This is a genomic window from Microbacterium sp. MPKO10, assembly GCF_026107415.2.
Lineage (GTDB): Bacteria > Actinomycetota > Actinomycetes > Actinomycetales > Microbacteriaceae > Paramicrobacterium.
This window is the reverse complement of record NZ_JAPCHX010000004.1, coordinates 365773-391171: the sequence shown is the minus strand read 5'-3', so window position 1 is coordinate 391171 and position 25399 is coordinate 365773. Positions and strand designations below refer to the sequence as shown.

25 protein-coding genes and 1 tRNA gene are annotated in these 25399 nt (G+C 64.4%); 18 read left to right on the top strand and 8 right to left on the bottom strand.

The genetic code is table 11. The annotated features are described in order from the left end of the window. A complete protein-coding gene (locus OK352_RS10020; RefSeq protein WP_265141331.1) occupies positions 1-414 on the bottom strand; it encodes a hypothetical protein in 414 nt (137 codons plus the stop codon). 72 nt (positions 415-486) lie between these two features. On the opposite strand from OK352_RS10020, the gene OK352_RS10015 reads away from it, so the two are divergent. Further along, positions 487-1122, top strand: coding sequence for a MerR family transcriptional regulator (locus OK352_RS10015; RefSeq protein WP_265141330.1), 636 nt, complete (start codon positions 487-489; stop codon positions 1120-1122). Positions 1123-1125: 3 nt separating this feature from the next. On the opposite strand, the gene OK352_RS10010 is transcribed toward OK352_RS10015, so the two are convergent. Next, positions 1126-2088, bottom strand: a complete 963-nt coding sequence (locus tag OK352_RS10010) for a metallophosphoesterase (protein ID WP_265141329.1) — start codon at positions 2086-2088, stop codon at positions 1126-1128. Between the two features lie 2 nt (positions 2089-2090). Then, positions 2091-4643: a transglycosylase domain-containing protein gene (locus OK352_RS10005; RefSeq protein ID WP_265141328.1), complete on the bottom strand. Its 2553-nt coding sequence runs from the start codon at positions 4641-4643 to the stop codon at positions 2091-2093. Positions 4644-4742: 99 nt separating this feature from the next. Between OK352_RS10005 and OK352_RS10000 the strand changes: the two genes are divergently transcribed. Together OK352_RS10000 and OK352_RS09995 are read left to right on the top strand one after the other, a co-directional pair. After that, positions 4743-4901, top strand: coding sequence for a Sp36 family protein (locus OK352_RS10000; protein WP_265141327.1), 159 nt, complete (start codon positions 4743-4745; stop codon positions 4899-4901). After that, positions 4901-5371: a RidA family protein gene (locus OK352_RS09995; RefSeq protein WP_265141326.1), complete on the top strand. Its 471-nt coding sequence runs from the start codon at positions 4901-4903 to the stop codon at positions 5369-5371. Before OK352_RS10000 ends, OK352_RS09995 begins: the two co-directional genes overlap by 1 nt. 212 nt (positions 5372-5583) lie before the next feature. Here OK352_RS09995 and OK352_RS09990 read toward each other — a convergent pair whose 3' ends face one another. After that, a complete protein-coding gene (locus OK352_RS09990) occupies positions 5584-6573 on the bottom strand; it encodes a glycoside hydrolase family 3 N-terminal domain-containing protein (RefSeq protein ID WP_265141325.1) in 990 nt (329 codons plus the stop codon). 298 nt (positions 6574-6871) lie between these two features. Between OK352_RS09990 and OK352_RS09985 the strand changes: the two genes are divergently transcribed. Beyond that, complete coding sequence (locus OK352_RS09985) at positions 6872-7342, top strand: hemerythrin domain-containing protein (protein WP_265141323.1); 471 nt, start codon at positions 6872-6874, stop codon at positions 7340-7342. A gap of 682 nt (positions 7343-8024) precedes the next feature. Here OK352_RS09985 and OK352_RS09980 read toward each other — a convergent pair. Beyond that, on the bottom strand, positions 8025-8357 hold the full coding sequence (locus tag OK352_RS09980) for a hypothetical protein (RefSeq protein WP_265141322.1): 333 nt from the start codon (positions 8355-8357) through the stop codon (positions 8025-8027). Between OK352_RS09980 and OK352_RS17695 the strand changes: the two genes are divergently transcribed. Next, positions 8271-8534, top strand: a complete 264-nt coding sequence (locus tag OK352_RS17695) for an endonuclease domain-containing protein (protein WP_372338092.1) — start codon at positions 8271-8273, stop codon at positions 8532-8534. The two genes, OK352_RS09980 and OK352_RS17695, sit on opposite strands and share 87 nt — an antisense overlap. Before the next feature lie 814 nt (positions 8535-9348). Here OK352_RS17695 and acs read toward each other — a convergent pair. Next, positions 9349-11316 carry an acetate--CoA ligase gene (gene acs, locus OK352_RS09975; protein WP_265141321.1) on the bottom strand — a complete coding sequence of 656 codons (1968 nt, stop codon included), beginning with the start codon at positions 11314-11316 and terminating at the stop codon, positions 9349-9351. Positions 11317-11877: 561 nt separating this feature from the next. Continuing rightward, the gene (locus OK352_RS09970) at positions 11878-12156 is read right to left on the bottom strand and encodes a hypothetical protein (RefSeq protein ID WP_265141320.1); all 279 of its coding nucleotides are present in this window, start codon (positions 12154-12156) and stop codon (positions 11878-11880) included. 160 nt (positions 12157-12316) lie between these two features. Here OK352_RS09970 and OK352_RS09965 point away from each other — a divergent pair, with 160 nt between their 5' ends. The 6 genes from OK352_RS09965 to OK352_RS09940 all read left to right on the top strand — a co-directional run bounded on the left by OK352_RS09965 (position 12317) and on the right by OK352_RS09940 (position 16024). Next, positions 12317-12628 (top strand): helix-turn-helix domain-containing protein, encoded by a 312-nt coding sequence (locus OK352_RS09965; RefSeq protein ID WP_265141319.1) that lies wholly within the window; start codon positions 12317-12319, stop codon positions 12626-12628. A 94-nt stretch (positions 12629-12722) separates the two neighbouring features. Further along, positions 12723-13709, top strand: coding sequence for a TadA family conjugal transfer-associated ATPase (locus OK352_RS09960; protein ID WP_265141318.1), 987 nt, complete (start codon positions 12723-12725; stop codon positions 13707-13709). Between the two features lie 35 nt (positions 13710-13744). Continuing rightward, positions 13745-14638 (top strand): hypothetical protein, encoded by an 894-nt coding sequence (locus OK352_RS09955; protein ID WP_265141317.1) that lies wholly within the window; start codon positions 13745-13747, stop codon positions 14636-14638. A gap of 378 nt (positions 14639-15016) precedes the next feature. Next, complete coding sequence (locus OK352_RS09950; protein WP_265141316.1) at positions 15017-15208, top strand: DUF4244 domain-containing protein; 192 nt, start codon at positions 15017-15019, stop codon at positions 15206-15208. Continuing rightward, positions 15201-15527 carry a TadE family type IV pilus minor pilin gene (locus OK352_RS09945; RefSeq protein WP_265141315.1) on the top strand — a complete coding sequence of 109 codons (327 nt, stop codon included), beginning with the start codon at positions 15201-15203 and terminating at the stop codon, positions 15525-15527. Before OK352_RS09950 ends, OK352_RS09945 begins: the two co-directional genes overlap by 8 nt. Next, the gene (locus OK352_RS09940) at positions 15527-16024 is read left to right on the top strand and encodes an Rv3654c family TadE-like protein (RefSeq protein WP_265141314.1); all 498 of its coding nucleotides are present in this window, start codon (positions 15527-15529) and stop codon (positions 16022-16024) included. Before OK352_RS09945 ends, OK352_RS09940 begins: the two co-directional genes overlap by 1 nt. A gap of 212 nt (positions 16025-16236) precedes the next feature. Here OK352_RS09940 and OK352_RS09935 read toward each other — a convergent pair whose 3' ends face one another. Next, positions 16237-16473, bottom strand: coding sequence for a hypothetical protein (locus OK352_RS09935; protein WP_265141313.1), 237 nt, complete (start codon positions 16471-16473; stop codon positions 16237-16239). Positions 16474-16681: 208 nt separating this feature from the next. Here OK352_RS09935 and topA point away from each other — a divergent pair, with 208 nt between their 5' ends. From topA to OK352_RS09900, 7 genes are all read left to right on the top strand, one after another. Further along, positions 16682-19438, top strand: coding sequence for a type I DNA topoisomerase (gene topA / locus OK352_RS09930; protein WP_265141312.1), 2757 nt, complete (start codon positions 16682-16684; stop codon positions 19436-19438). Then, positions 19435-20052, top strand: coding sequence for a dTMP kinase (gene tmk / locus OK352_RS09925; RefSeq protein WP_265141311.1), 618 nt, complete (start codon positions 19435-19437; stop codon positions 20050-20052). The genes topA and tmk overlap by 4 nt, the downstream gene beginning before the upstream one ends. Positions 20053-20179: 127 nt before the next feature. After that, positions 20180-21310, top strand: a complete 1131-nt coding sequence (locus OK352_RS09920) for a DNA polymerase III subunit delta' (protein ID WP_265141310.1) — start codon at positions 20180-20182, stop codon at positions 21308-21310. A gap of 10 nt (positions 21311-21320) precedes the next feature. Further along, positions 21321-22880 (top strand): alpha/beta hydrolase, encoded by a 1560-nt coding sequence (locus OK352_RS09915; protein WP_265141309.1) that lies wholly within the window; start codon positions 21321-21323, stop codon positions 22878-22880. 198 nt (positions 22881-23078) lie between these two features. Beyond that, positions 23079-23151 (top strand) — tRNA-Thr (locus OK352_RS09910). 291 nt (positions 23152-23442) lie between these two features. Further along, complete coding sequence (locus OK352_RS09905) at positions 23443-24378, top strand: aldose 1-epimerase family protein (RefSeq protein ID WP_265141308.1); 936 nt, start codon at positions 23443-23445, stop codon at positions 24376-24378. Between the two features lie 9 nt (positions 24379-24387). Continuing rightward, a complete protein-coding gene (locus OK352_RS09900) occupies positions 24388-25380 on the top strand; it encodes a Gfo/Idh/MocA family protein (RefSeq protein ID WP_265141307.1) in 993 nt (330 codons plus the stop codon). The last annotated feature ends 19 nt before the right edge of the window (positions 25381-25399 follow it).

The following is a 25399-nucleotide window of genomic DNA, read 5'->3' as shown; positions in this document are numbered from 1 at the left end:
TCAGGCGGATGCACCGGTCGTGATCAAGAGGATGCCGCCAGCCAGCAGCGACACCGTCAAGAGCGCCGCACCAGCCCAGATGAGCGCAATCCACGCGTTGGGCTTCTGCGGGTCACGGCCGATCACAGAGAAGAAAAAGCCTCCCGGGATGAGGATTGCCGTCGTGAGCACAGCGCCCGCGATCCGGTCTCCCCACGGGCCCACGCCCGCAGCGGTCATGACAAGGCCGACAACGAGCCCCAAGGTCACCAGCATCCCGGCATGAGCATGCCCGGCGCGAAAGAACGACTTCTGCAGCGAGTTCGCTCCTTGCTTTCCCGTGACGACGCGCAGCATGAATGTGCCTCCGTAGGCGATCCCGATGATCGTGAGCAGGACGGCGCCGGCCGTGATGGTCATGGATGGCGAAAACATGGTGATCTCCTCTTGTGGATAGTGACGGTATCCAATAGTAGATACTGATACTATCTAAAGCAAGAGGTGATGATGAGAATTTCTGAACTGTCGCGCGAAACCGGTGTCTCGATCGCCAGCATCAAGTACTACCTGCGTGAGGGACTGCTGCCTGCGGGGACCGCGCTCGGCGCCCGTCAATCCGACTACGGCAACGAGCACGTCACGCGTTTGCGGCTGATCCGCGCTCTCGTTGATGTCGTGGGGCTGCCGATCGCCAAGGTGAAACGCATCTTCGAACTCATCGACGAGCCCGGCGATGACATTTTCGCGACGCTCGGTCAGGCTGTGGATTCTCTGCCTCCATACACGACCGACGGCGAAGCGGATGCTGTCGACTATCCACGGGCCAGGGCAGTGATCGAACGGCTGGGGTGGACGTACGATCCGCGCTACGCGGGGACAGCACAGCTCGAACGATCGATCGCTGCGATCGACGGAACGGGAATTCCGATGTCGGACGCGCGGCTCGATGCGTATGCCTCGGCGGCTCGCCAGGTTGCCGAGTTCGACATTTCACGGATGCCGCAGGCCGACGCGGCTCCGGCGGCAGCGATCGAGTACGCGGTTCTGGGGACCGCGTTATACGAGCCGGTGCTCGTGGCGCTGCGCCGCCTGGCGCATCAGGACATCACGGCGCGGTCGCTGGCGGGCGACGACGAAAGCTGAGTCTCAGACCTGAGCGGCGACGAGTTTCACCAACGTCGCCTCCGGACGGCAGGCGAAGCGCACCGGGGCGTAGATCGACGTGCCGAGCCCCGCAGACACGTTCAGGAACGACGAGCGCAGGGCGTGCGTCCACACGGAAAGCCCCTTGACCTTCGAGCGTGGAATATCGCAGTTGGTGACGAGGGCTCCGTAGCCGGGAACACAGACCTGGCCGCCGTGGGTATGACCGGCAAAGATCATCTGCGCCCCGTGCGTCACGAACGCGTTGAGCACGCGCTGGTAAGGAGCATGTGCGACGCCGAGGGTCACATGGCGTGACACGTCGCTTGTGCCATCGGACGTTTGGTCATCACGCAGATCATCGATGAGTCCCGTGAGCACGTCCAGGCGGTCTCTGTGAATATGCGGATCATCGACGCCGAAGAAGTCGAGAGTGGTGCCGTTGACCTCGAGGCTCGACACCGCATTGTTGAGGTCTCTCCACCTCAGCGTCTCGCCGAAAAACCGGTCCATGGCCGCGGTGTCAAGATTGGGGGACCGCGGTGGGATCCCGCCCGTGTGGCGTTGAAAGTAGCGCAGCCAGTTCTTGCGCAGTGGTCCGTAATAGTCATTCGACCCGTGCACGTGCACGCCGGGAATTCCGCGGAACGTCTCGAATGCACGCCGGAGCCCGATCAAGCCGTCTTCGTGCCCCAGGTTGTCACCCGTGACGACAACGAGGTCGGGCTTCAGTGTTGCGAGCTCGGTGACCCAGCGCTGCTTATCGCGCTGCCACGGGGCCATGTGCAGATCTGAGATATGCAACACCCGGATGCTTTCGGCCCCCGGAGGCAGCACAGGCACTGTCTCGGAGCGTAGGGTAAACAGGCGACGTTCGATGAGCGAACCCCAGGCGAAAGCTCCGGCAGCGGCCGTGGCTGCCGCCGTGAGCAGTCCGCCAGCGATTCCGAGCGGGCGACTCCCCATGGTCAGTCGTCGTCCTTATCACCATCGTCGCCGCAGTACAGGGTCAGCGTCACAGTCGAGCCTTCAGCTGCTGTCGAGCCGCCGCCAGGATCCTGCGAGGCAACGTCGTTTTTCTCCCCGCCCGGCTCGCAAGAACCGGCCTTCTTGGCCTTGAACCCGGCATCCTTCAGCGAGCTCTTGGCCGAGTTGTACGAGTCGCCAACCACGTCGGGCACCTCCTTGCCCTTGCCATTGCTGACACTGATGGTGACTGTCGACCCGCTGTTGACGCGCTCACCCCCAGCGGGGTCTGTGCTCGCGACCTTACCGGCTTCGACGGTCGAATCAACCTGCTTATCCGAGACCGAGACACCGAAGCCGGCGTCCTTCAACGCCTGTGTTGCTTCTTCCACGGACTGCCCGACAACGTCAGGGACGTCCTTGAGAATGCGCCTCGTGAGGTCCTTGTCTGCCTCGGGGAATTGCTCGCCACCGTACAGCTCAAAGGTCTTCCGGACGATCTCGCTCGTGAGTCCAAACTTGATCTGACTGCCAAGCTGGCCATTGATGTACTTGTGGTTCATGTGCGTGTAGTTCGAGCTGTTCAAGTTACCGACCCAGACGGCGTTGGCGACCTCGGTCGTCGCTGTTGCGAGCCAGGTGTCTTTGTACCCGTCTGTCGTACCGGTCTTGCCGAAGATCGGCCCGGCGTAGGGATTGCCACCTCGTCCAGTGCCCTGGGTCATCACCTGGGTGAGCGACTGCACGGCCGTTGCTGCGACGTTCTCAGGAATGGCCTGGTCGCACGACTTGCCGGGAACGTCCATCTCGGAGCCGTCAGCCTTGACGATCTTGTCAATCGCACGCGGCTCGCAGTGCATGCCCTTCGCCGCAAGGGTTGCGTAGGCATTCGCCATGGACAGCGGAGCGATGGTGTCCTCCGACGTTCCGATGAGCGTGGTGGGGTAATGCGTCAGATCAGCACCGGTCGCACTGTGTGCGCCGAGCGCCTCGGCCGTGTTGGCGATGTCGCAGAGGTCGAGCTTTTCTCCCATCGCGGCGAACACAGTGTTGATGGACTGTGTGACACCCTTTTGTACCGAAAACATTCCGCCGGGGCTTCCGCCGCCGTCCCCCGAGTTCTTCAGCTCACCGCGGTTCCAGACTGAGGGACCGGTGCACGTGTTGTAGTTGAATTGCCGGAGATTAGCATTCACGATCTCCTGCGTTGAGTGCCCCTGCAAAAGCCACTCGACGAGCACCATGGTCTTCCATGTCGAACCGGGCTGGAAACCACTCGATCCACCGTAGGCCTTGTCGGTGTTGTAATTCACGACCGTGTAGCCGGGGCCTTTGTCGGGGTCGTTCGAGTATGCAGTGTTCTGCACCATGGCGAGGACACGGCCGGTGCCCGGCTCGATTGAGGTCGCCGTTCCGCCGAGCTTCATGCCATCTTCGTGTGACGGGACGGCCGCGTGGAGAGCATCCGCTTCGGTCTTCTGCAGACGCAGGTCGAGGCTCGTGTAGATGTCGAGCCCGCCGCGCTTGAGCGTCGAGACACGTTCCGCCTCTGAATCACCAAATGCCTCGTTGTTCGCGATCACCTTGGTGACGTAGTCGCAGAAGTACGCGTTTGAGCCGGCCGCGGCACAGCCGCCCTTGGGCTTGGTGATGTTGGGCTCGATCTCGGTCTCGATCGCCTCGTCAAACTGATCCTGGGTGATCTTGCCGTAGGCCAGCATCGCCTTCAGCACCACATCGCGCCTGTGCTTCGTCAGCGCATAGCCGTTCTCTTCCCCGTTATCGGGGTTGTCCGGTTTGTCGATGCGCAGAAGGTTGGGGTTGTTGACGATGCCCATGATCGTCGCGGCTTGCGCGAGCGTCACGTCTTTGGCACTGGTGCCGAAGTAGTAGTTGGCCGCCGATTCGACGCCATAGATGACGCCGCCGAAGCCAGAGATGTTGAGGTAGCCGCGGAGGATCTCGTCCTTCGAGTACTCCTTTTCAAGCCCGATGGCGTAGCGCATCTCCTTGAGTTTGCGCGAGTAGTGGACGCCGGCGACCTCGTCGTAGCACTTCGCGAGATCTTCTTTGTTGTCGGTGTCGCTCTCGCACTTCTGAATGCGCACGTTCTTCACGTACTGCTGCGTGATCGAGGAGCCACCCTGCGTGTCTTCGCCCAGCTGGTTCGACACGATGGCGCGGAGCGTACCCGTGAGGTCGATGCCCCCGTGCTCGTAATACCGGTTGTCCTCCGTCGCGACTGCGGCATCCTTCAGATACTGCGAGATCTCGTCCCACTGGACTTCGACGCGGTTCTGCTCGTAGAAGCTTGCAAGCAGAACGTTCTTGTCGCCGTCTTTCGCGTAGATGTTCGACTTCTCCATGAGCGGAGTGATCTCGAGGTACTCGGGGAGGTCATCGAAGACGCCAATGGCGCTGTTCGCCGTGATGCCGGTGACGGCGAGTGCGGGGGTGACAGCGGCGGTGACGAGAACTCCGGCTGCGGCGCTGAGTCCGATGAAGCCGAGAAGGCCTCCGACCACGCCTCTAGCCGTTCGTTTCTGTTCAGGCATAGGATCGATGCTAAGTGACGTTTCTGAAAAACAGCCGACGCGACAGTGCTGTTAATCGGATCGTTGCCTCATCACACTGCAGCCTGACGAAGGAGCCGCATGACCACGTGGGAGTACGTGACCACCCCGCTGATCGTTCACAACACCTCAGCGATTCTCAACAACTGGGGCAGCGAAGGCTGGGAACTCGTGCAGGTCGTGACGGGCCCAGAAGGCGGGCTCGTCGCTTACCTCAAGCGTCCGGTGGAGGACGCCTGATGTCACGAATCGCAGACCGCCTCGTAGAACTCGGGCTTGAACTGCCCGCCGTCGCAGCCCCCGTCGCCGCCTACGTGCCGGCGATCACGCACGACGGCCTCGTCTACACGTCGGGGCAGCTGCCGTTCCTTGACGGAGCGCTTCCGGCCACGGGCAAGGTCGGTGACGGGCACGGGCTTGTCCCCGCATCCGACGCGAAAGACTACGCGAAACAGTGCGCCCTCAACGCGCTGGCCGCCGCCGAGAGCGTGATCGGATCTCTCGACCGCGTCACCGGCGTCGTGAAGGTCGTGGGCTTCGTCTCGAGCGACCCCGCCTTCACTGGGCAGCCCGGCGTGATCAACGGCGCAAGCGAGGTCCTGGGCGAGATCTTCGGTGATGCGGGCCAGCACGCGCGCTCTGCCGTGGGAGTCGCCGTGCTTCCGCTCGACTCGCCCGTCGAGGTGGAGCTCGTTCTCGCTTACGCGTAAGGGGGCGGATCCTCGCCTACGCGCACGGAGCGGGTTCTCGCTCATGTGTAGGGCGTAAGCGTCGTCGAACTGCCTGTGCGAGGTTCCAACGCGGACCGCGAGTATCAGGATGCTGCGAGGCAGTCTGCTGTGCGTCGCACTTGACCGTCGCGCCGCATGGCCGCGCGGGGAGCTGCGTGGTCGCAGCATCCGCCGGGTTGTTGCTCGACGGCTTACGGGCCCTTCGCCGCGGCGATGCGCCGCACGGCATCGTCGACCTTCTGCGCGAAGTCGGCGTCGCTCTGCGCCCGCTCAAGGACGGCGTCGCGCATCTCCGGATACACGGACGGGTCGCTCGAGACCAGCACGAGGTCGACTCCCGCATCGATCGCCATCGTGGCGCGCTCGGCGGGTGTCCACGCCGAGACCTGTGAAGCGGCACTGAGGTCGTCGGTCGTGACGACGCCATCGAAGCCGAGATCATCGCGCAGCAAACCGATGACCGACGCGGAGAATGCCGCTGGAGCATCCGGATCAATGTTCGCGTAGATCGCCGTGGACATCATGACGATCGCCGGCCCCTCGTCGAGCAGTGTGCGGTAGACGCCGAGATCCGGCCCGTCGGCTGTGACCGTGCTGTCGACAACGCCTGACGAGAAATCTGTGTTGTCCGTCACGTAGCCAAGGCCGGGGAAATGCTTGAGCGTGGGCATGATTCCGGCGTCGCGCATTCCCGCGGCGAATGCGCCAGCACCGGCTGAGACCGCCGCCTCATCGTCGCCGTACTGGCGGTCGAGTGACCCGATCGGTGGGTTCGAACCTGCCGTGCCCGGCGGCACGATGTCAGCGACGGGAGCGAGATTCATTGTGATCCCGGCCTGCGCGAGCTGATCGCCCCACTCGGATGCTGACGCACGCAAATCGTCAGGATCCATCGCGCCCTGCTCGACCGCCGCCGGGATCAAATCGAAACCGGTTCCGCCGAGAACTTGAACCTGGCCTCCTTCTTGATCGGTAGCGACCCAGAGGGGGAGCGGCGACGACGCAACGTTGGTGAACTGACTGACGAGTGTGGCCGCCGCGTCGACGCCCGTCGACAGACGACCGTGCAGGAACAGCCCGCCCACGCCATCGTCTCCGACGGCGGCGAGCGTGGTTTCGTCTGCCCCCTCAACAGGCGTTCCCACCATGAACAGTTGCGCGACCTTCTGTTCGAGGGTCATCGATGCCACGGGATCGTCGGGAGTGGGGGTCGGAGTGCTCGAGGAGGGGGACGAGCTCGAGGGCGCCTGAGACGGCTGCGGCGCGCTCCCGGCGCACGCCGACAACCCGAGAATCACCGCCGCAACGATGGCGAGTCGGCCGGCGTGTCGAAAGAACATCATCGCGGCCATCATCGCACGTACCGCATGCTCGTGAGTATGCTGAGTTCAGCGTCGCGTGTCGGTGGCAGGCAGTGTCAGGCATGGAGGCGCCGAACACGAAGGAGAATGATGTCAGCATCATCCCCTTCGCCCTCACGTGACTGAGGGCGAGACGAGCAGGTTCATCGCCTGGAGCCGAGAACTGCGCGCCGTCCATGAACGCCTGCGTGGTGCTTTGCGAGTGACGCGAGAGTCGCTTGACGATGCTGGGCAGGTCGGGCCGGCAGCACGTGACCTGTTGCTGTACTGTCACGGTTTTTGCGTTGCCCTCAGCGGGCACCATAGCGCGGAAGACCGTGAGCTCTTCCCCGCGCTGGCCGCGGAGCATCCTGAGCTGCGAGAGACGCTGCGCTCCCTCGCGCAGGATCATTCGATGATCGCGCATCTCATGAACGGGTTGACGGATGCGATCGAGCGCTCTGCCTCACCGCGGGAACTTGCGCAGCACGTCGAGGGAATCGCGGCGATCATGGAAAGCCATTTTCGTTATGAGGAGCGGCAGCTTCTCGGCGTACTTGAGGGGCTGGAGCTCGATGCAGATGCGAATGCAGTTCTCGGATCGTTCTGACGTGCCGGATGCCGCTGGGCTGTGCCCCGCGATATCCACGACGTGTTTGAGGAAGGTTCTCTGACGGCCCTCTCGCCCTGCAAAGACCCGGGTGACGGCTCTTCAAAAGAATCGGGTGGCGGGCCCACAGGCGAATAACTCCGGATGCTGCGGGGCGTCGCCTCGCAGCATCCGCGCATTCGGGCATTCGGGCATTCGGGCATTCGCGCTGGGGCACGTAGCGAGGTCGTCGGCGTTCCAACAGCTGGTTCGTCCACAGATCGCGGCTGTGCTCTGGGTTTCCACAGGTGTTCGAATTGTGGCGTGACGAACGTCGAGATCGGTGCATGCTGTGCTCATGGGTGACTCGCTGATCAGCAGTTGGCTTCGGCAGCATGACCAAATTGCGCGAACGGCCGATATCTATAGCGCAGGGTTCAGCAAACGTGACGTGGCGAGTGAGGTGAAGCGAGGGCTTGTCACGCGTGCGGGAAGAAGCTGGGTGTGCACGTTGTCATGCCCCCGGGATCTGAGATGGGCGGCGATGCTTGGAGGGCATCTCACCTGCGTCAGTGCGGCGAAACACTATGGTCTGTGGACGTTGCACGACGATCGCTGTCATATTGTGGTCCGCAATCACTCGAATGTTCAGCCGAACCGGGCGAAGGTGCGGCTGCACTACGGCACAGGCCCGATTGCCCGCTCACGGAACACCGTCGTGGACCCGGTTGTCAATGTGCTCGTCGGTGTGGCCAAGTGCCAGAGCCTTGAGCGCGCACTGGTTGTAGCGGACTCTGCTGTCCGCGCGGGGCATATCTCGAGAACCGAACTGCGGAGCCTGCATGTGAGATCGGCTGCATTTGCCCGTGTCGCCGCTGCCGTGAGCGAGCTCTCGGACTCTGGGATCGAAACGCTGCCACGTCTTCGCCTCTCTGCGGCCGGAATACACATGCGCCAACAGGTGCGGATTGCCGGACACCGTGTCGACGGGCTCGTCGGTGAACGCCTGGTACTCCAGTTCGACGGTGCCGATCATCTCTCTCGAGAGCAGAAACAAACAGACGCGCGGCATGACAATGAACTTCGGCTCATGGGCTATACGGTACTGCGTTTCACTTATCAGGATGTCGTGGAATTCTGGCCGTACGTCGAGGCTTCAGTGCAGCGCGCGCTCGCGCAAGGGGCGCACCTCGCGCCTTCCACTGCCGCGTAGCATCGGGCCGCTGCCGCTGCCGCTGCCGCTGCCGCTGCCGCTGCCGTCCGCTTCCGCTTCCGCTTCCGCTGCCGTTCCTGCTGCTGCCGCTTCCGTTGCTGTTGCCGTTGCTGCTGCTGCTGCTTCCGCTCGTTCCGCTGCCGCGTAGTGTCGCGCGGTGAGGCGATCCAGTCGCTTTCCGGCACCGTGCGCCAGAATCGTCGTTCGTGATGCGGGTGCCGGAAGGGCTGGTGGTGTTTGCTTCCCCGAAGGAGGGAAACTTACCGAGAAGAGTGCATTAGCGTTCAGCTGACCCTCTTTTCGGTAACATTCCCTTTTCTCGGGACATATAGCGCTGCAGAGGAGCGTTCACGGGACGTGGTGAGCAGGCCGTTCTCGCGACGCGGCGCCCCAAAGCTGGTTCTCAGGACACGGAAGATTTTTCGAAGCCCGGCGGAGCGTGCAGGCGAGCTCCTGGGATACTCCGGGCGAGTTGAAGCGTTCCCGTGAGCTGTTCCGAAGCCCGAAGCCTCGGGGAGGCGGCCACGCCCTCGAAAGTGTTCTTTCGGGGGCAAACGAACGTGCCGTCACTGTGCATGGCCGTCAACCTGGGTCACAGCGCCGCTGCACTGGGGTTCTCCGGACTGTCGGTGTACTGGGGCGTTCCGGACCGTACGTGTACCGGGGGTTCTCCGGACAGTTGGTGCACCGGGGCGCTCCAGACGGAACGCTGGGCGGGGCGATGAGTCGAATCACGACATACGGTGGCCAACGGAGTAGTTAAAACACCGGATGCTGCGAGGCAGCGCCCCGCAGCATCCGGTGTTGTGTGTGGCTAGTTCCGCACCTGGTCGGTGATGACCTTCATGACCTTGGTGTCGGCGAGCGTCGACGTGTCACCGACGTCACGACCCTCGGCGACGTCACGAAGCAGGCGCCGCATGATCTTGCCCGAGCGGGTCTTCGGCAGCTCGTTGACGACGAACACCTCGCGTGGCCGCGCGATCGGGCCGATCTGCTCGCCCACCCAGCTGCGCAGTGAGCTCGTGATGTCGGCGATCTTCTCGGCCTGGTCGAGGTGGCTCTGCTTGATGATCACGAACGCCACAACGGCCTGGCCCGTGGTCTCGTCGCTCGCACCGACGACCGCGGACTCCGCGACCATCTCGTTGGCGACGAGTGCCGACTCGACCTCTGCGGTCGAGAGGCGGTGCCCCGACACGTTCATGACGTCGTCGACGCGGCCGAGCAGCCAGACGTCGCCGTCTTCGTCGAGCCGGGCGCCATCGCCGGCGAGATACTTGTCGCCGAACGTGTTCCAGTAGGTTTCCTTGTAGCGCTCCGGGTCTCCCCAAACACCGCGCAGCATGGCCGGCCACGGCTCGTCAACGGCGAGAAGACCGCCGCCGCCGTTGCCGACCTTCGTGCCGTCGTCGCTGCGCACAGACACCGTGATTCCGGGGATCGCGACCTGGGCGCTGCCCGGCTTCGTCTCGGTGACACCCGCCAGTGCAGAGATCATGATCGCACCGGTCTCGGTCTGCCACCACGTGTCGACGATCGGCGTTGTGTCGTTGCCGATGACCTTGCGGTACCACATCCAGGCTTCGGGGTTGATCGGCTCTCCGACCGAACCAAGCACGCGAAGCGACGAGAGGTCGAACTCCTGCGGCACCTGGCGCCCGGTCTTCATTGCCGAGCGGATGGCCGTCGGCGCCGTATAGAAGATCGAGACCTTGTACTTCTCGATGAGCTCCCACCAGCGTCCCGGGTGCGGCGTGTCGGGCGTGCCCTCGTACATCACCTGCGTGGCGCCATTCGTGAGCGGTCCGTAGACCATGTACGTGTGGCCCGTGACCCAGCCGATGTCTGCGGTGCACCAGTACACGTCCGTCTCAGGATGCAGGTCGAACACGTTCTTGTGCGTGAACGCAGCCTGCGTGAGGTAGCCGCCCGAGGTGTGCAGGATTCCCTTGGGCTTACCGGTCGTACCCGAGGTGTACAGAATGTAGAGAGGGTTCTCGGCTCCGAAGGCCTCAGGCGTGTGGTCGGCGGATGCTGCCGGAACGACGTCATGCCACCAGATGTCCCGGTCGTCGACCCAGTCCACCTCGTTCTCGCCGCGCTTGACGACGAGCACGTGCTCCACAGTCTTCTGCGTATCGCCGTCCTTACCCGCGAGCGCCTGGTCGACAGCGGGCTTGAGCGAGGAGACCTTGCCCTTTCGCCATGCGCCGTCGGCGGTGATGACGACCTTCGCTTCGGCGTCGTCGATGCGTGAACGCAGGCTGTCCGAGCTGTAGCCGCCGAAGACGACCGAGTGGATCGCTCCGAGTCGGGCGACGGCGAGCATCGAGACGACGGCCTCGGGGATCATCGGCAGGTAAATGGCGACGCGATCGCCCGTGCCGATCCCCAGTTCGGTCAGCACGTTTGCTGTGCGCTTCACGTCCTCGGTGAGCTGCGCATAGGTGATGGTGCGGGTGTCTCCCGGTTCGCCTTCCCAGTAGATGGCGACGCGGTCGCCGTTGCCGGCTTCGACGTGCCGGTCGAGGCAGTTGTAGGCGACGTTGAGCTTGCCGTCGTCGAACCACTTCGCAAAGGGCGGGTTCGACCAGTCAAGGGTCTTCGTGAACGGGGTGTCCCAGGTCACGAGCTCACGCGCTTGCTTCGCCCAGAATTCGAGGCGGTCGGCAGCAGCATCCTCATAGATGGAGGAATCCACCACTGCATTCGACACGAACTCCTCTGACGGGGCGAACCGGCGGTTTTCCTGCAGCAGGCTGTCTATCTGCGTGTTCATTGTTCGACTCTTCGCTCCTTTGCGGTCTGCGTTCACCCTCGACAATACTCGCTGGTATCGAACCGTGATAATCCGTGTGCTTTCGCGGATTCTGAGGCCTCCTCGCGTCCGCCTGAAAAATCTGTCCCCCAAAGTGTGGACGATTTGCTTGCACTCATCGTGTGAATGCGTATTATGTGAAAGGCCGAATACTTAATTCTGGCGTGCAACGCACAGATTCCCCCCAATCGAGACGTTGCAGTGACGGCACCCATTCCCCCCGATGGGTGCCGTCCTCTTTTAACAGGTGCTCTGTGTTTTTGGCTTATAGGCCAGAACGTGTGTATGGGGTTGGACGTGTCATCCTCGTCCTGCCCATCCTTTGCGGGTCCAGAGTCTTTCTCTGGCGGTGAGTGTTCCCCGTTCATTCGCCCACAGCGTCCGGCGGCCGGGGTGTTATCCACAGCGGCGCAGATTCCGGATGCTGCCGACGGCAGCCCTTCGTAAGCTCCCTCGCATGAACCGACTCGCAGGCCGATCGTTCTCTCGAGTTGACCTGAGTACCCTCTCGTCCCAGGAGCCTCACTGATGCCGCGGTGGTCGGTCGAGTATTACGGCGATCGATTTGAGCGCTTCGTGCGGACACTGCCTGAATATGAACAAGCCGTTCTCTTCGCGGCCGTTGAGAACGTTCTCCAGGTTCACGGGATCGACATCTGTTCCGGGGAGTGGGGAAAGCCTCTTCACCGCATTCTTGCCGCCGCAGGTGACGATCGAATGCGCGATTCGAGTCGAGAACACTCGGTGTTGCTCCGGGTGTTTTGCACCTTTCACGGCAGCAAAGTCATTGTTCTCTTCCACGGATATGACAAGAAGCGTGACCCCTCGTCGAAGCGGCAGCAGCGCGAGATCGCGAGAGCACGCGCCCTTCATGAGCGGTGGAAGCGGCAGCGCCGCGCGTGATCATATAGTTGATCGTGTATGTGGTAAAGCACATAATAGAGTGACGGAGGTGGTCACGATGGCCCGGCAGTTCAGCGATCTGGCTGCGCGCACGAAGGCCGCGTGGTCTGACGAAGCGCAACGTGTCTACGAGATAGCGGCTGCGGAGTTCGCCGCAGAGATGGGCGAACAGGCTGCTCTCGGTGCCGCGCTGGCAGAAGCTCGGCGCAGCCGGGAGCTGACTCAGCCGGCGTTATCCGCAATCACGGGCATCCAGCAGGCGGAGATCAGCCGTATCGAACGCGGAGTTGGAAATCCGACGGCGGCGACCTTGACGCGACTGGCGAACGCGCTCGGGCGGAGATTCGCGCTCGTTCCTGCCGAGCGCTGAACCTTTCGCCCACAGCATCCGGCGGCCGGGGTGTTATCCACAGCGGCGCAGATTCCGGATGCTGCCGACGGCAGCCCTTCGTAAGCTCCCTCGCATGGACTCCTTCGTCGCCGAGCCGTCGTTCGCCCCCGTCGGCGATGCCGCGCGACTGGAGCTTGCGAGCCGCTGCGGACCCCTCGCCGCCTACCTCGCGGCAGCTGACGTCACCGACATCGTGGTGAACGGAAGTGCAGGTCTCTGGTTCGACCGCGGCCGCGGGCTCGTCCGTGATCCGCTCTGGGAGGTTCCCGAACCCGAGCTGCGCCTCCTGGCCACACGCCTCATCGCCCTCGGCGGCCGGCACGTCGACGAGGCGACACCGTGTGTTGATGTGCGTCTGCCCGGCGGCATCCGGGTTCATGCTGTTCTGCCACCGGTCTCGACGACCGGAACGCTCCTGTCGATTCGCGTGCCACGGGCCGGGCTTCTCGACCTCGGAGCGCTCCACACCGCGGGCATGCTCGGCGGTGACGAGGGAATCCGGATGCTGCATCGCGCCGTCGCGCGACGCACGAACATGCTGATCACCGGCGCCGCGGGCAGCGGGAAGACCACGTTGCTCGCCGCGCTGCTGGGCGAGGCCGACCCCGCTGACCGGATCGTCGCGATCGAGGACGTCGCTGAATTACGCATTGATCATCCGCATGTGGTGTCGCTGGAATCTCGCCAGGCCAACCTCGAGGGTGCCGGGCGGATCGGACTCGAACAGCTGTTGCGAGAGGCGCTGCGGATGCGGCCCGATCGACTGGTGCTGGGGGAGTGCCGCGGAGCGGAGATTCGCGAACTGCTCGCGGCGCTCAACACCGGGCACGACGGCGGGGCCGGCACACTGCACGCCAATTCGCTCGCCGATGTTCCGGCCCGTCTCGAGGCATTGGGCGCTCTCGCGGGAATGACGGCTGAGGCAATTGGGCGCCAAGCCGTGAGCGCGATCGGACTGGTGCTGCATCTTGAGCGAGTGGGTGGAACGCGCCGTCTGGCGCAGGTTGGTCGCCTCGCGCTCGCCGATGACCGACTCACCGTGGTCGCGGAGGGCACATAATGCGCGCAGCATCCCGATTTCATCGACGAACCCGGGTGCCGGCCTCGACCGTCGAAACCGTCGCCGCCATCGCCGAACGGATCGCCGTGCTCATGACCGGCGGTGTGGCGCCGATGCTCGCGTGGCAGTATCTGGACGAGTCACTCGGCAGGCGGCACCCGGCCTCGCGCGCGGTGCACGCCGTGGCGACAGCCGACGACGTTCCCGCAGCCCTCGCGGAAGCGGGCCGGGAGTGGCGTGTTCTCGCCGCCACACTCGCGGTGTCCGCGCGGTGCGGTGCCCCGGCGGCGACGGCACTTCACACCCTCGCGTCCACCCTGCGGGCGATCGGCCAGACGCAGCGCGACATCGCGGCATCCCTGGCCGGACCGCGCTCGACATCGCGCCTCGTGATGCTGCTGCCCCTCGTCGGGATCGGGTTCGGGATGCTGCTGGGCTTCGACACATGGGCGGCTCTGGGAACGGTGCCCGGCGCCGTCTGCGGTGTGCTCGGTGGGCTGCTCATGCTCGGCGGTTGGCGGTGGAGCTCGATGCTCGCCAGGCGGGCACACCCCGGCGTGTCGGCACCCGGGCTGATCGTCGACCTCACGGCGATCGCGCTCTCGGGTGGGGCTTCGGTGACGGGAGCACGCAGCGTCGTCGACGAGGTTGTGGCCGAACTTGGCGTGACGGATGGCACGGGTGCCGATGGTGCGGTCGATGACGTGGTGGCGCTGGCACAGCGCGCGGGTGTTCCGGCGGCGGACTTGTTGCGCAGTGAAGCGGCGCGAATTCGCCGCGATGCCGCATCGCAGGCTGCCGACGCGGCGGCTCGGCTGTCGACCCACCTCATGATCCCGCTCGGGGTCTGCGTGCTTCCGGCGTTCATGCTTCTGGGCGTCGCGCCCATGATGATCGGCATCGTCACCTCGACGAACCTCGGCATTTGACGCGCATTGCGGCCATGCGCTTCGTGGTCTCTCGATTGCGTAAGCCCGGCCGTGCGGCGTGACGCGAGGTGTGCTCTCTTTTGTGCTCATCGTTCATGGCTATGTTTCGCCCCGCCATCGCCGCGAAGGGCGTAGTGATCCGCCAGCAGAGCGATCGCACGCGCCGCCTATTGCTACGTCGGCAGACGTTACCGAGCACGTGGCTGTCGGCGTCGTTCGTCAGGCAGTCGAGCAGTCACCGGGAAACTCCGTCCACAGCCGAGCCGAAGGGCGACATCTCCACAGCATCCGGTGTCGAGCGCTCACGCCGACGCGAATGCGCGCACACTGGGAGTACTCGTGCCATCCGCCCCCGTACGGGGAGACGAAAGGATGCACATGCCACATCTGCCCACCGCCCAGACCGTCGTCGATCGCCTGCGCGATGACGAAGGAGCCGCGACCGCCGAATACGCCATCGCCACGATGGCTGCTGTCGGTTTCGCGGGCTTGCTCGTCGTGATTATGAAGAGCGACGAGGTGAAGGGCATTCTCACCGATCTGGTGCGACGTGCGCTCACGGTTGACTGACACCGAGCACGGCAGCGTCACGGCGGAGCTCGCCGTGGTGATCCCCGCCGTGATGCTCGTGCTCGCTCTGTGCATGTGGGGTCTGCAGGCCACGTCTCTGCAGGTGCGGGTGACGGATGCTGCAGCCGACGCCGCGCGCACCTTGGCGCGGGGCGACAGCATGTCTGTTGCGCGGTCACGGGTCTCGGCGCTCGTTCCCGGCGCGCACGTGTCGTCGTCGCCGTCCGGGGACTTCGTCTGCGCCACGGTCTCGGCACGTGCCGCCGTGCTGCCGCTCGACATCACGGCCCGCGGGTGTGCGCTCGCCGGAGGCCTCTGATGAGCGGCGAGCTGCGCGGGGCTGCGAGGAGCAGCGTACTGACAGGCGACGTTCCTGCAGGCAGCGCCATGACAAGCGGCGCGCCTCGGCGCAGTGCTCCGAGAAACGGCTCTCGTACCCGCGGCGTGCGGGCGCGTCGCCGACTGCGCGACGAGGGCGGCGCAGCATCCGTTCTTGCTGTCGGTCTTGTCGCGGCGACGCTCATCGCCGCCGGTCTTCTCGCACCGCTGTGCGCAGCGTTTGCAGCGCGTCAGGCCGCGGCCGGTGCGGCGGACGCCGCAGCGTTGGCCGCCGCGGATACCGCGTCCGGGCTGGTTCCCGGCGTCCCGTGCGAGACAGCGAACCGGGCTGCCGAACTCAACGGCGCGCGTCTCGAAGAATGCGTTGTGGAGGGATTGATCGCTCGTGTGACGGTGTCGTCGAGTGTGCTGAGTCTTCCGATCACGGCATCGGCGCGTGCCGGTCCGCCGCCAGAATCCGTCGACGACTCGACGTGATCGTGGCGCTCGCTGCCTCGACCACTCGAGGCAGCGACTGCGTGTTCTGCGGCCAGTAACGGCTATTCCCTCTGCCACGAATGAGCCAACCCTGCCCGTTGGGCGCGCACGCTGTCGACTGGTGGGCTCTTCAATGCCTCAGCGGTTCAGCGGACGGCCGATCTAGCCGAGGTCGTCCGACCGAGCCGAAACAGACTCCCCGCGTGATCGGGTCAGCTGTAGGTCGTGGTGCGATAGCGATAGCCGACTGCGGTGGGCCGGTCGGAGTCTTCCGCGTCGAACTCCTCCATGCCTGCACGTACATAGAGGTAGGACTTGCCCTCGTCGACGGGAACCTCGATCGACGGCTTCGCCTCACCTGAGGGCAAGAACTCGATCGAGATCGTCTTCCCCTCAAGCGGGCCGTCCGTGAGCTTGGCGGTGTAGCTGCTGCCTGAGGTGTTGTTCATATCTTTATTGTGAGGCACTGCGCGGAATGTGCAAGCCCTCGACGGGGCAAATGCCCGAACTTCTCGTCAGATGTGCGAAACTCTGTTCTCGGTGCGAGAGTCGGCTGATCCAGGGCAGACGTCGCGCCGGCGTACAGTAGCCACACAGCCTTCGTCGAGGTTCCGTCGCAGGCGGGGTGTGTATGGTGTGCACGACGAAAGGAGTCGGGTGTCAAGCACGAAGAAGTTGGTCATCGTTGAGTCGCCGACCAAGATGAAGTCCATTGCCGGGTACCTGGGCGAGGGCTATGAAGTGCTGTCGTCCGTCGGGCACATTCGGGATCTCGCGGAGCCTAAGAAACTGCCCGCTGAAGTGAAGAAGGGCTCCCTCGGCAAGTTCGCCGTTGACATCGAGAACAACTTCGAGCCGTATTACGTCGTCTCTGACACCAAGAAGAAGACTGTCGCCGAGCTCAAGCGCGCGCTGAAGAACGCCGACGAACTCTTGCTCGCCACTGATGAAGACCGCGAGGGCGAGGCCATCGCGTGGCACCTGTTGCAGGTGCTGAAGCCCACAGTTCCGGTCAAGCGCATGGTGTTCCACGAGATCACAAAAGACGCGATCCTGGCGGCGAAGGACAACACCCGCGAGCTCAACAACTCACTCGTCGACGCGCAGGAGACCCGGCGCATCCTCGACCGCGTGTACGGCTACGAGATCTCGCCCGTGCTCTGGCGCAAGGTCGGCCCTGGACTCTCTGCGGGCCGCGTGCAGTCGGCAGCGACACGTCTCGTGGTGGATCGTGAACGGGAACGCCTCGCGTTTGTCGCAGCATCCTATTGGGACCTCACCGCCGAGGTGACCCCTGCTGACGCCGAGTCGAGCTTCGAAGCGAAGCTTGTGCGCCTCGACGGCACTCGCGTGGCGACGGGCCGCGACTTCGACGATTCGGGCACACTCACGGCGAAGGTGCGTCAGCTCGACGAGGCTGCCGCCACGTCCCTCGCTTCCGCGCTGGAAGAGGCCGGAACCTCCGCCCGCATCTCGAACCTCGAGACCAAGCCATATTCACGCCGCCCCGCGGCCCCGTTCATCACATCGACGCTGCAGCAGGAAGCCGCGCGCAAACTGCGCTTCTCGGCCCGGCAGACGATGAGCGTCGCCCAGTCTCTGTACGAGAACGGGTACATCACCTATATGCGTACCGACTCGGTGTCGCTGTCGAAGCAGGCGACGGATGCTGCTCGCGCGCAGGCCCGCTCGCTGTACGGCGACGACGCGGTTCCCGAGAAGCCCCGCTACTACTCGGGCAAGTCGAAGAACGCGCAGGAGGCGCACGAAGCGATCCGTCCTTCGGGCGACACGTTCCGCACTCCAGCGTCGCTGTCCAGCTCGCTGCACGGCAACGACTTCAAGCTGTACGAGCTGATCTGGAAGCGCACGGTCGCCAGCCAGATGGCCGACGCCAAGGGGCAGACGGCCACGGTCACTGTCGAGGCAGAGCTGCAGAGCAGCGACGTCGCGAAGACGGCTGAGCTGACAGCATCCGGTACCGTCATCACCTTCCGTGGATTCCTCGCCGCCTATGAAGAGGGTCAGGACGAGGTGCGCGGAGACCGCGACAAAAACGCCAAGCTTCCCGCCATGACGGAGGGGCAGGCCGCCGGGCTCGCCGACGTCGCAGCCAAGGGGCACGAGACGAGCCCGCCGCCGCGTTACACGGAAGCCAGCCTCACGAAGCGCCTCGAAGAGCTCGGCATCGGCCGGCCGTCGACCTACGCGCAGATCCTGTCGACGATCGTCGACCGCGGTTATGTGACGCAGCGCGGCACAGCACTGGTGCCGAACTGGGTGGCGTTCAGCGTCGTGCGCCTGCTGGAAGAGCACTTCGGCGACCTCGTCGAGTACGACTTCACGGCGGGCATGGAAGAGGACCTCGACCGCATCGCGGCAGGAGACGCCAAGCGAGCTGATTGGCTGGGCGACTTCTACTTCGGCAATGACCAGCATGCGGGCCTGCGGCACGTCGTCGACAACCTCGGTGAGATCGATGCGCGCGAGATCAACTCGGTGCGCATCGATGACCAGATCACGTTGCGCATCGGAAAGTACGGTCCGTACCTCGAAGTGATCGACGACGATGCCACACCGGATGCTGCCACGGGAGAGATTCCCGTGCGCCGCGTGAACATCCCGCAGGAGCTTGCCCCGGACGAACTGACGCTCGCCAAGGCGCACGAGCTGAAGGACGCACCCGTTGTGCACGACCGCGAGCTCGGCCAAAACCCCGAGACCGGCAAGACGATCGTGGTGAAGGACGGCCGGTTCGGCCCCTACGTGACCGAGCTCGAGCCGGAACCCGCGGCTCCGGCCACGGACGCCCCGAAGAAGAAGTCGGCGAAGAAGGGCCCCAAGCCGCGCACGGCGTCGCTGTTCAAGTCGATGTCGCCCGAGACCGTCGACCTCGACCAGGCGCTGCAGCTGCTGAGCCTGCCGCGCGTTGTGGGCGAGGACCCGGAGTCCGGCGACCCGATCACGGCGCAGAACGGTCGATTCGGCCCGTATCTGAAGAAGGGCACAGACTCGCGGTCGCTGCAGAGCGAAGAGCAGATCTTCGACATCGACCTTGCCGGGGCGCTTGAAATCTTTGCCCAGCCGAAGTATGCCGGGCGGCGGGCGTCAAACGCGCTGAAGGAATTCGACGCGGACCCCGAGAGCGGCAAGCCCGTGCGGGTGAAAGACGGACGCTTTGGACCGTATGTGACCGACGGCACCACGAACGTCACGATCCCCAAGGGCGAAGACCCACAGGATATGACGTTCGAGCGAGCTGTGCAGATGCTCGCCGACAAGCGGGCGAAGGGTCCGGCGAAGAAGCCTGCGAAGAAGGCTCCGGCCAAGAAGACCGCCGCGAAGAAACCGGCGGCCAAGAAGGCGCCCGCGAAGAAGCCCGCGGCGAAGAAGAGCAGCTCGAGCGCAGAATGAGCGGGCTGTTCATCACGCTCGAGGGCGGCGACGGCGTCGGAAAGTCCACGCAGGCCGAGCTTCTCGAGCGGTGGCTGACAGCGCGCGAGCGCACGGTCCTGCGCACGCGTGAGCCCGGCGGAACCGACGTGGGGGAGCAGATCCGCGAGATCGTGCTGCACCACCGCGGCGACATCGCCCCACGGGCAGAGGCGCTTCTGTACGCTGCTGATCGCGCCCACCACATTGCAACGAAGGTGCGCCCCGCACTCGAGGCCGGAAGCGTCGTCGTGCAGGACCGCTACATCGACTCGTCCGTCGCCTACCAGGGTGCCGGGCGGGTGCTCTCGGGCGACACGATTCGCGATCTGTCGCTGTGGGCCGTTGACGGGCTGCTGCCCGATCTCACGGTTCTGCTCGATCTCGACGAGGCGTCGGCCCGACAGCGACTGGATGCTGCCGAGAAACGGTTCGACAGGCTTGAGGCCGAGAAGCAGGAGTTCCACGCGCGCGTTCGCGCAGCGTACCTCGAACTGGCAGCATCCGACGCGCGGTTCCTCGTCGTGGACGCTGCCCGCGCACCCGAGGAGATCGCCGCAGAGATTCGCGGTCGGGTCGAGCAGCTCCTCGACTGAGCTCCGGATCGCGCGAGCGAGTCGTCGGCGGGAGGTCATCACCGGAGAGCGTGCCTCGAAGATTCCGCTGTCGTGCATCTGTGGATGCGATGGTGTACGGTCAGACGCCGCAGGTAGGCTTGACCGCGTGAACGTATGGGACGGCTTGACGGGGCAATCGGGCGCCGTCGATGTTCTGCGCTCCGCAGCATCCGCGTCGAGCTCGTCGATGACTCACGCCTGGCTGATCACGGGCCCGCCAGGCTCGGGTCGTTCGAACATCGCCTACGCATTCGCCGCCGCCCTGCTGAGCGGCGACCCCGACGGCGACGCGCACACGCTGGCGCAGGTTGAGTCACGCACGCACCCGGATCTGTCGGTTCTGCGCACCGAGAACGTCAGCTACAAGATCGAAGAGGTCCGCGCCTTCGCGACGACGTCGTATTATTCACCGTCGGTGGGAAGCTACCGGGTCATGGTCATTGAGGATGCTGACCGCATGACCGAGCGCACATCGAACGTGCTGCTCAAGGCACTCGAGGAGCCACCCGAGCGGACCGTGTGGGTGCTGTGCGCTCCGAGCGATGCCGACATGCTGCCCACAATCCGCAGCCGCGTGCGCACCCTGCGGCTCAGCCTGCCCACGGTCGATGACGTGGCAGACCTGTTGCAGGTGCAGCTGGGAGTGGACCCGGTGATCGCCGAGCGCGCCGCACGGCTGGCCCAGAGCCACATCGGCATGGCCAAGCGCCTCGCCACCGACGACGATGCACTCGGGCGTCGTGAACGCACGCTGCGGACGGCGCTGGGCATGCGCACCGTCACCGATGCCGTGATGGCGGCAGCGGGCATGCTCGAGATCGCGGGTGACGACGCCAAAGCATTCACCGCGGAACGCGACGAGGCCGAACGCGAGAGCGTCCTTCGCTCCCTCGGCGTCGAACCGGGCAAAACGGTTCCCCCCGCGCTGCGGAGCCAACTGAAGGCGCTGGAAGACGAGCAGAAGCGGCGCGCCACCCGAAGTTTGCGTGACGGCATCGACCGCATCCTCGTTGATCTGTTGTCGCTCTACCGCGACATCACGATGATCCAGCTGGGGCGAGAGGGCGCGATCATCAACCGTGAATTCACCGATGACCTGCGTCGCGCAGCACAATCAACGGATGCGGCACGTACGCTTCACACGATGGATGCGATCCAGCTCGCCAGACGCCGCATCGCCGGCAACGTGGCACCGGCACTCGCGCTCGAGGCAGCCTTGGTGACCGCGATCCGCTAAAGGGAGGACCATGAGAAAGAACAGCGCCCGCCGACTGGCCGTGGTGGCCTTCGCCGCCGCACTCGTCGTGCCCTTGAGCGGATGCTTCACGGCGTTCATCCCGCCGAAGGAGGACACATCCTCAAGCACGCCGAAACCGCAGCCGACCACGACGGGCACGTCGGCAGACGAGTTCTATGCGCAGGATGTCGAGTGGTCGAACGACGCGTGCCCGTCTGGCTTCGAGTGCGCAACGGTGCGTGCGCCGATGAACTGGGACGACCCGGAGGCCGGCGAGATCGAGTTGGCGCTGATTCGCAGCAAGGCGCAGGGTGACCCGATCGGGTCGCTGCTCGTCAACCCCGGCGGCCCGGGCGGATCGGGCTTCGACTTCGTCAAGGACAGTCTCGACTACGCCGTCGATGCCGACCTCAAGAAGAATTTCGACATCGTCGGCTTCGACCCGCGAGGTGTCGGACGCTCGACAGCGGTGAGCTGCTACGAGCCCGAGCAGATGGACGAATACCTGTATGGCCTCCCGGAGAACTCGGATGTCGGAAGCGACGCGTGGATCGACGAGATGACCACGAGCGCCACCGAATTCGGCGAGGCATGTCTCGACAACACCGGGCCCTTGCTCGAGTTCATCACGACGGTACAAGCGGCGAAGGACCTCGACTTGTTGCGCGCTGTTCTCGGCGATGACGAGCTGTACTATCTCGGTTACTCGTACGGCACTTTCCTCGGCGCCACGTATGCCGAGCTGTTCCCTGACAAAGTCGGGCGACTCGTCCTTGACGGCGCTATTGACCCGTCGAAGAGCAATTTTGAGGTGTCGAAGGCTCAGGCCAAGGGTTTCGAGGGGGCGCTGTCGGCTTTCCTCAAGGACTGCATCGACAACAACAGCGAGTGCGCCTTCTCGGGGAGCGTCGACAAAGCGAAAGAGACGATCTCTGAGTTGATTGAATCCGTTGGCGAATCGCCACTCAGGGGGCCAGACGGCCGGATGCTGGGATCGAGCACACTGACAACGGCGATCATCCTTCCGTTGTACTCGCCAAACAGCTGGGAGTACTTGAACGTCATGCTCGCCGACGTCATGGACGGCGATGCGACGAACGCGTTCTACTTCGCTGACCAGTACAACGGTCGCAACGAAGACGGGACGTATCAGGACAACTCGACGGAGGCGTTCATGGCATACAACTGCCGTGACTACCCGTACGACGATGATCCGGCCACGATGGAGAAGCAAGCAAAGGAGATCGCCGAGGCCGCTCCGGTGTTCGGCCCCTCTCTCGGCTACGGAGACATCAGCTGCGCGAACTGGCCCTTCACCGACAGTGCAGAGCGCAACGAGATCCACGCCGAAGGTGCCGACCCCATTATGGTTGTCGGAACCACAGGCGACCCGGCAACGCCGTACGAGTGGGCGGAGAACCTCGCGGAACAGCTCGAATCCGGGCAGCTGGTGACCTATGAGGGCGAAGGGCACACGGCCTACAACAAGGGTTCGCAGTGTGTGAACGATGTGGTGGACGAGTACCTCATCACGGGAATCATGCCCGACGACGACCCGAAGTGCTCATAACTGCACTCAGGCCTGTGAATCGACTCTGTGACGTGACGTGCCCGGCCAGAGAGACCCCACAACTGTGTGGGCTCGGTCGTCGTGCAGATCGGCACGCGAGCGTCTGGCGGGTGCACGTGCGCTCTTGTTCGACGTGGTCATGAGCACCGTCGGGAACGTGTAATATAGATCGCTGTGTGCGCACGATGGTGCGGCCACGCCGCCTTAGCTCAGTCGGTAGAGCGATTCACTCGTAATGAATAGGTCGCCGGTTCGATTCCGGCAGGCGGCTCAGAAATAAGACGGGGTCGGTCAGCGAGAAACAGCTGATCGGCCCCGCTTTTTGTGTGTAGCGTGGTTGTCAATCCGGCTTATAGGGCTTATAGGCCAGAACGTGTGTATGGGGTTGGGCGTGTCATCCTCGTCCTAGCCTATCCGTGGCGAGGTCAGTGGTCTTCTTTGACGGTGTTGCTCGGACGAGGCCTATGGCACGCTGTCATCGAGAAGCCACGGACACGTCCGGACGGTGCCGGCGCGCGGGACGTCGCCGTGCCGCCGCCCGCACGCTCGATACGATAAAACAATGACCTCGCACACGTGGAACCCCACAGGCCAGCAGTTCACCGTTCGACAGGGGGACGACAGTCTGATCGTCACCGAGGTCGGTGCCACGCTGCGCGACCTCGTCCTTGACGGCATCCGCGTCGCCGAGACGTTCCCCGAGGACGCTCTGCCCACCTCATCGCAGGGCGCCGTGCTCGTCCCGTGGCCCAACCGTGTGCGTGACGGACGGTGGTCGCTCGCGGGGTCAGACGGCACACATACCGTGCAGCAGCTCGATCTCACCGAGCCAGCCAAGCAGAACGCCTCACACGGCCTGTTGCGCACGCAGGCATACACCGTGAGTGACTCGGATGCTGCGAGCATCACGCTCTCCGCCCGCATTCACCCGCAGCGCGGCTACCCGTTCAGCCTCGCCACGAGTGTGCGATATGCGCTCACCGGGCGCGGGCTCGAGGTTACGCACACGATCGTGAACCATGGAACAACATCTGCCCCGGTTGGCGTCGGCACCCACGGCTACTATCGCATCGGCGAGCTCGACAGCGACGACCTGACGTTGACGAGCACGGGCCGCGCTGTCATCGAGGTCGACGAGCGGATGAACCCGGTGCGCACCGTTCCCGTGCCACCCGAGAAGGATCTGCGGACCGGCCGCCGCGTAGGCGAGCTGTCGCTCGACGATGCCTACACCGAGCTCGACGTTGTGGGCGACAGCATCCGGCACGTGCTGTCTGCCGACGATGGTCGCGCCGTCACCGTCTGGGCCGACCCGGCATTCGCGTGGGTGCAGTTCTACACGTCGGACCGCGTGCGCGGCGATGGATCGCGGTCGATCGCGATTGAGCCAATGACGATGCCCGCCGACGCGCTCAACAGTGGCGACGGCGTCACGTGGATTGCGCCAGGGGAGAGCTGGAGCGGACGCTGGGGAGTGACGTACCGCGCAACCGAATAGGCTGTCAGCATGTCGACTCCGAATGCTCTGCGCTGGGGAATCCTCGCCCCCGGCGGTATTGCCCGCACGTTCACGAAAGATCTGATCCTTGGCGGCTTCGCCGTCACCGCTGTTGGGTCACGGTCACTCGAGCGCTCGCGCGCGTTCGCCGAGGAGTTCGGCATCACTCATGCGTACGGCAGTTACGACGAACTCGTCGCCGATCCCGAGATCGACGCCGTGTACATCGCCTCTCCGCACAGCTTCCATGCCGAACAGGCGACCCTCGCGCTCGACGCGGGCAAACACGTGCTCGTCGAGAAGCCGTTCACCATGACGGAAGACGAAGCGCGCGCTGTCACCAGTCTCGCTGCCGAGCGCGGACTCGTGGCCCTCGAGGCGATGTGGACCCGCTACCTTCCGCACATGCGTCGTGTGCGCGAAATCATCGCGGAGGGCACCCTCGGCGAGATCGTCGCCGTGACGGCCGATCACACGCAGAACATCACGGTCGGCCCTGAGCACCGCATGATGGATCCTCAGCTTGGTGGGGGAGCATTGCTCGATCTCGGCATCTACCCACTCTCGTTCGCTGTCGACGTGCTTGGGCTGCCCGACCGCATCGACGCGACGGCGCAGCTGACAGAGACCGGCGTCGATGCCCAGGTCTCCGCTGTGCTCAGCTACCACAGCGGCGCCATGGCCACGACGTTCAGCTCCATGCGCGGAGCCGGTCCTAACCAGGCGAGCATCATCGGCACCTCCGCGCGTATCGATATCGACCGAGTCTGGTACTCAGCGACCTCGTTCCGGGTGACGGCGACGGCGGGAGAGGTGCTGGAAGAGTTCACGAGCGAGGTGAACGGGCGCGGCATGCACTACCAGGCACTGGAGCTCGAGCGCCTCGTCGCTGCGGGCGAAATCGCCGGCAGCATCCTCCCGCCCGCGGAGTCTGTCGACATCATGGGTGTCCTCGACGAGGTGCGCCGCCAGGTCGGCGTGGTGTATCCAAGCGAGTTCTGAGCTACCACGCGCTAAAATC

Bases quoted from the DNA above. Each gene is read 5' to 3' on its own strand.
- OK352_RS10020 (WP_265141331.1), bottom strand. From the start codon at position 414: ATGTTTTCGCCATCCATGACCATCACGGCCGGCGCCGTCCTGCTCACG.
- OK352_RS10015 (WP_265141330.1), top strand. From the start codon at position 487: ATGAGAATTTCTGAACTGTCGCGCGAAACCGGTGTCTCGATCGCCAGC.
- OK352_RS10010 (WP_265141329.1), bottom strand. From the start codon at position 2,088: ATGGGGAGTCGCCCGCTCGGAATCGCTGGCGGACTGCTCACGGCGGCA.
- OK352_RS10005 (WP_265141328.1), bottom strand. From the start codon at position 4,643: ATGCCTGAACAGAAACGAACGGCTAGAGGCGTGGTCGGAGGCCTTCTC.
- OK352_RS10000 (WP_265141327.1), top strand. From the start codon at position 4,743: ATGACCACGTGGGAGTACGTGACCACCCCGCTGATCGTTCACAACACC.
- OK352_RS09995 (WP_265141326.1), top strand. From the start codon at position 4,901: ATGTCACGAATCGCAGACCGCCTCGTAGAACTCGGGCTTGAACTGCCC.
- OK352_RS09990 (WP_265141325.1), bottom strand. From the start codon at position 6,573: ATGACCCTCGAACAGAAGGTCGCGCAACTGTTCATGGTGGGAACGCCT.
- OK352_RS17695 (WP_372338092.1), top strand. From the start codon at position 8,271: ATGCGCCAACAGGTGCGGATTGCCGGACACCGTGTCGACGGGCTCGTC.
- OK352_RS09980 (WP_265141322.1), bottom strand. From the start codon at position 8,357: ATGATCGGCACCGTCGAACTGGAGTACCAGGCGTTCACCGACGAGCCC.
- acs (WP_265141321.1), bottom strand. From the start codon at position 11,316: ATGAACACGCAGATAGACAGCCTGCTGCAGGAAAACCGCCGGTTCGCC.
- OK352_RS09965 (WP_265141319.1), top strand. From the start codon at position 12,317: ATGGCCCGGCAGTTCAGCGATCTGGCTGCGCGCACGAAGGCCGCGTGG.
- OK352_RS09960 (WP_265141318.1), top strand. From the start codon at position 12,723: ATGGACTCCTTCGTCGCCGAGCCGTCGTTCGCCCCCGTCGGCGATGCC.
- OK352_RS09950 (WP_265141316.1), top strand. From the start codon at position 15,017: ATGCCACATCTGCCCACCGCCCAGACCGTCGTCGATCGCCTGCGCGAT.
- OK352_RS09940 (WP_265141314.1), top strand. From the start codon at position 15,527: ATGAGCGGCGAGCTGCGCGGGGCTGCGAGGAGCAGCGTACTGACAGGC.
- OK352_RS09935 (WP_265141313.1), bottom strand. From the start codon at position 16,473: ATGAACAACACCTCAGGCAGCAGCTACACCGCCAAGCTCACGGACGGC.
- tmk (WP_265141311.1), top strand. From the start codon at position 19,435: ATGAGCGGGCTGTTCATCACGCTCGAGGGCGGCGACGGCGTCGGAAAG.
- OK352_RS09915 (WP_265141309.1), top strand. From the start codon at position 21,321: ATGAGAAAGAACAGCGCCCGCCGACTGGCCGTGGTGGCCTTCGCCGCC.
- OK352_RS09905 (WP_265141308.1), top strand. From the start codon at position 23,443: ATGACCTCGCACACGTGGAACCCCACAGGCCAGCAGTTCACCGTTCGA.
- OK352_RS09900 (WP_265141307.1), top strand. From the start codon at position 24,388: ATGTCGACTCCGAATGCTCTGCGCTGGGGAATCCTCGCCCCCGGCGGT.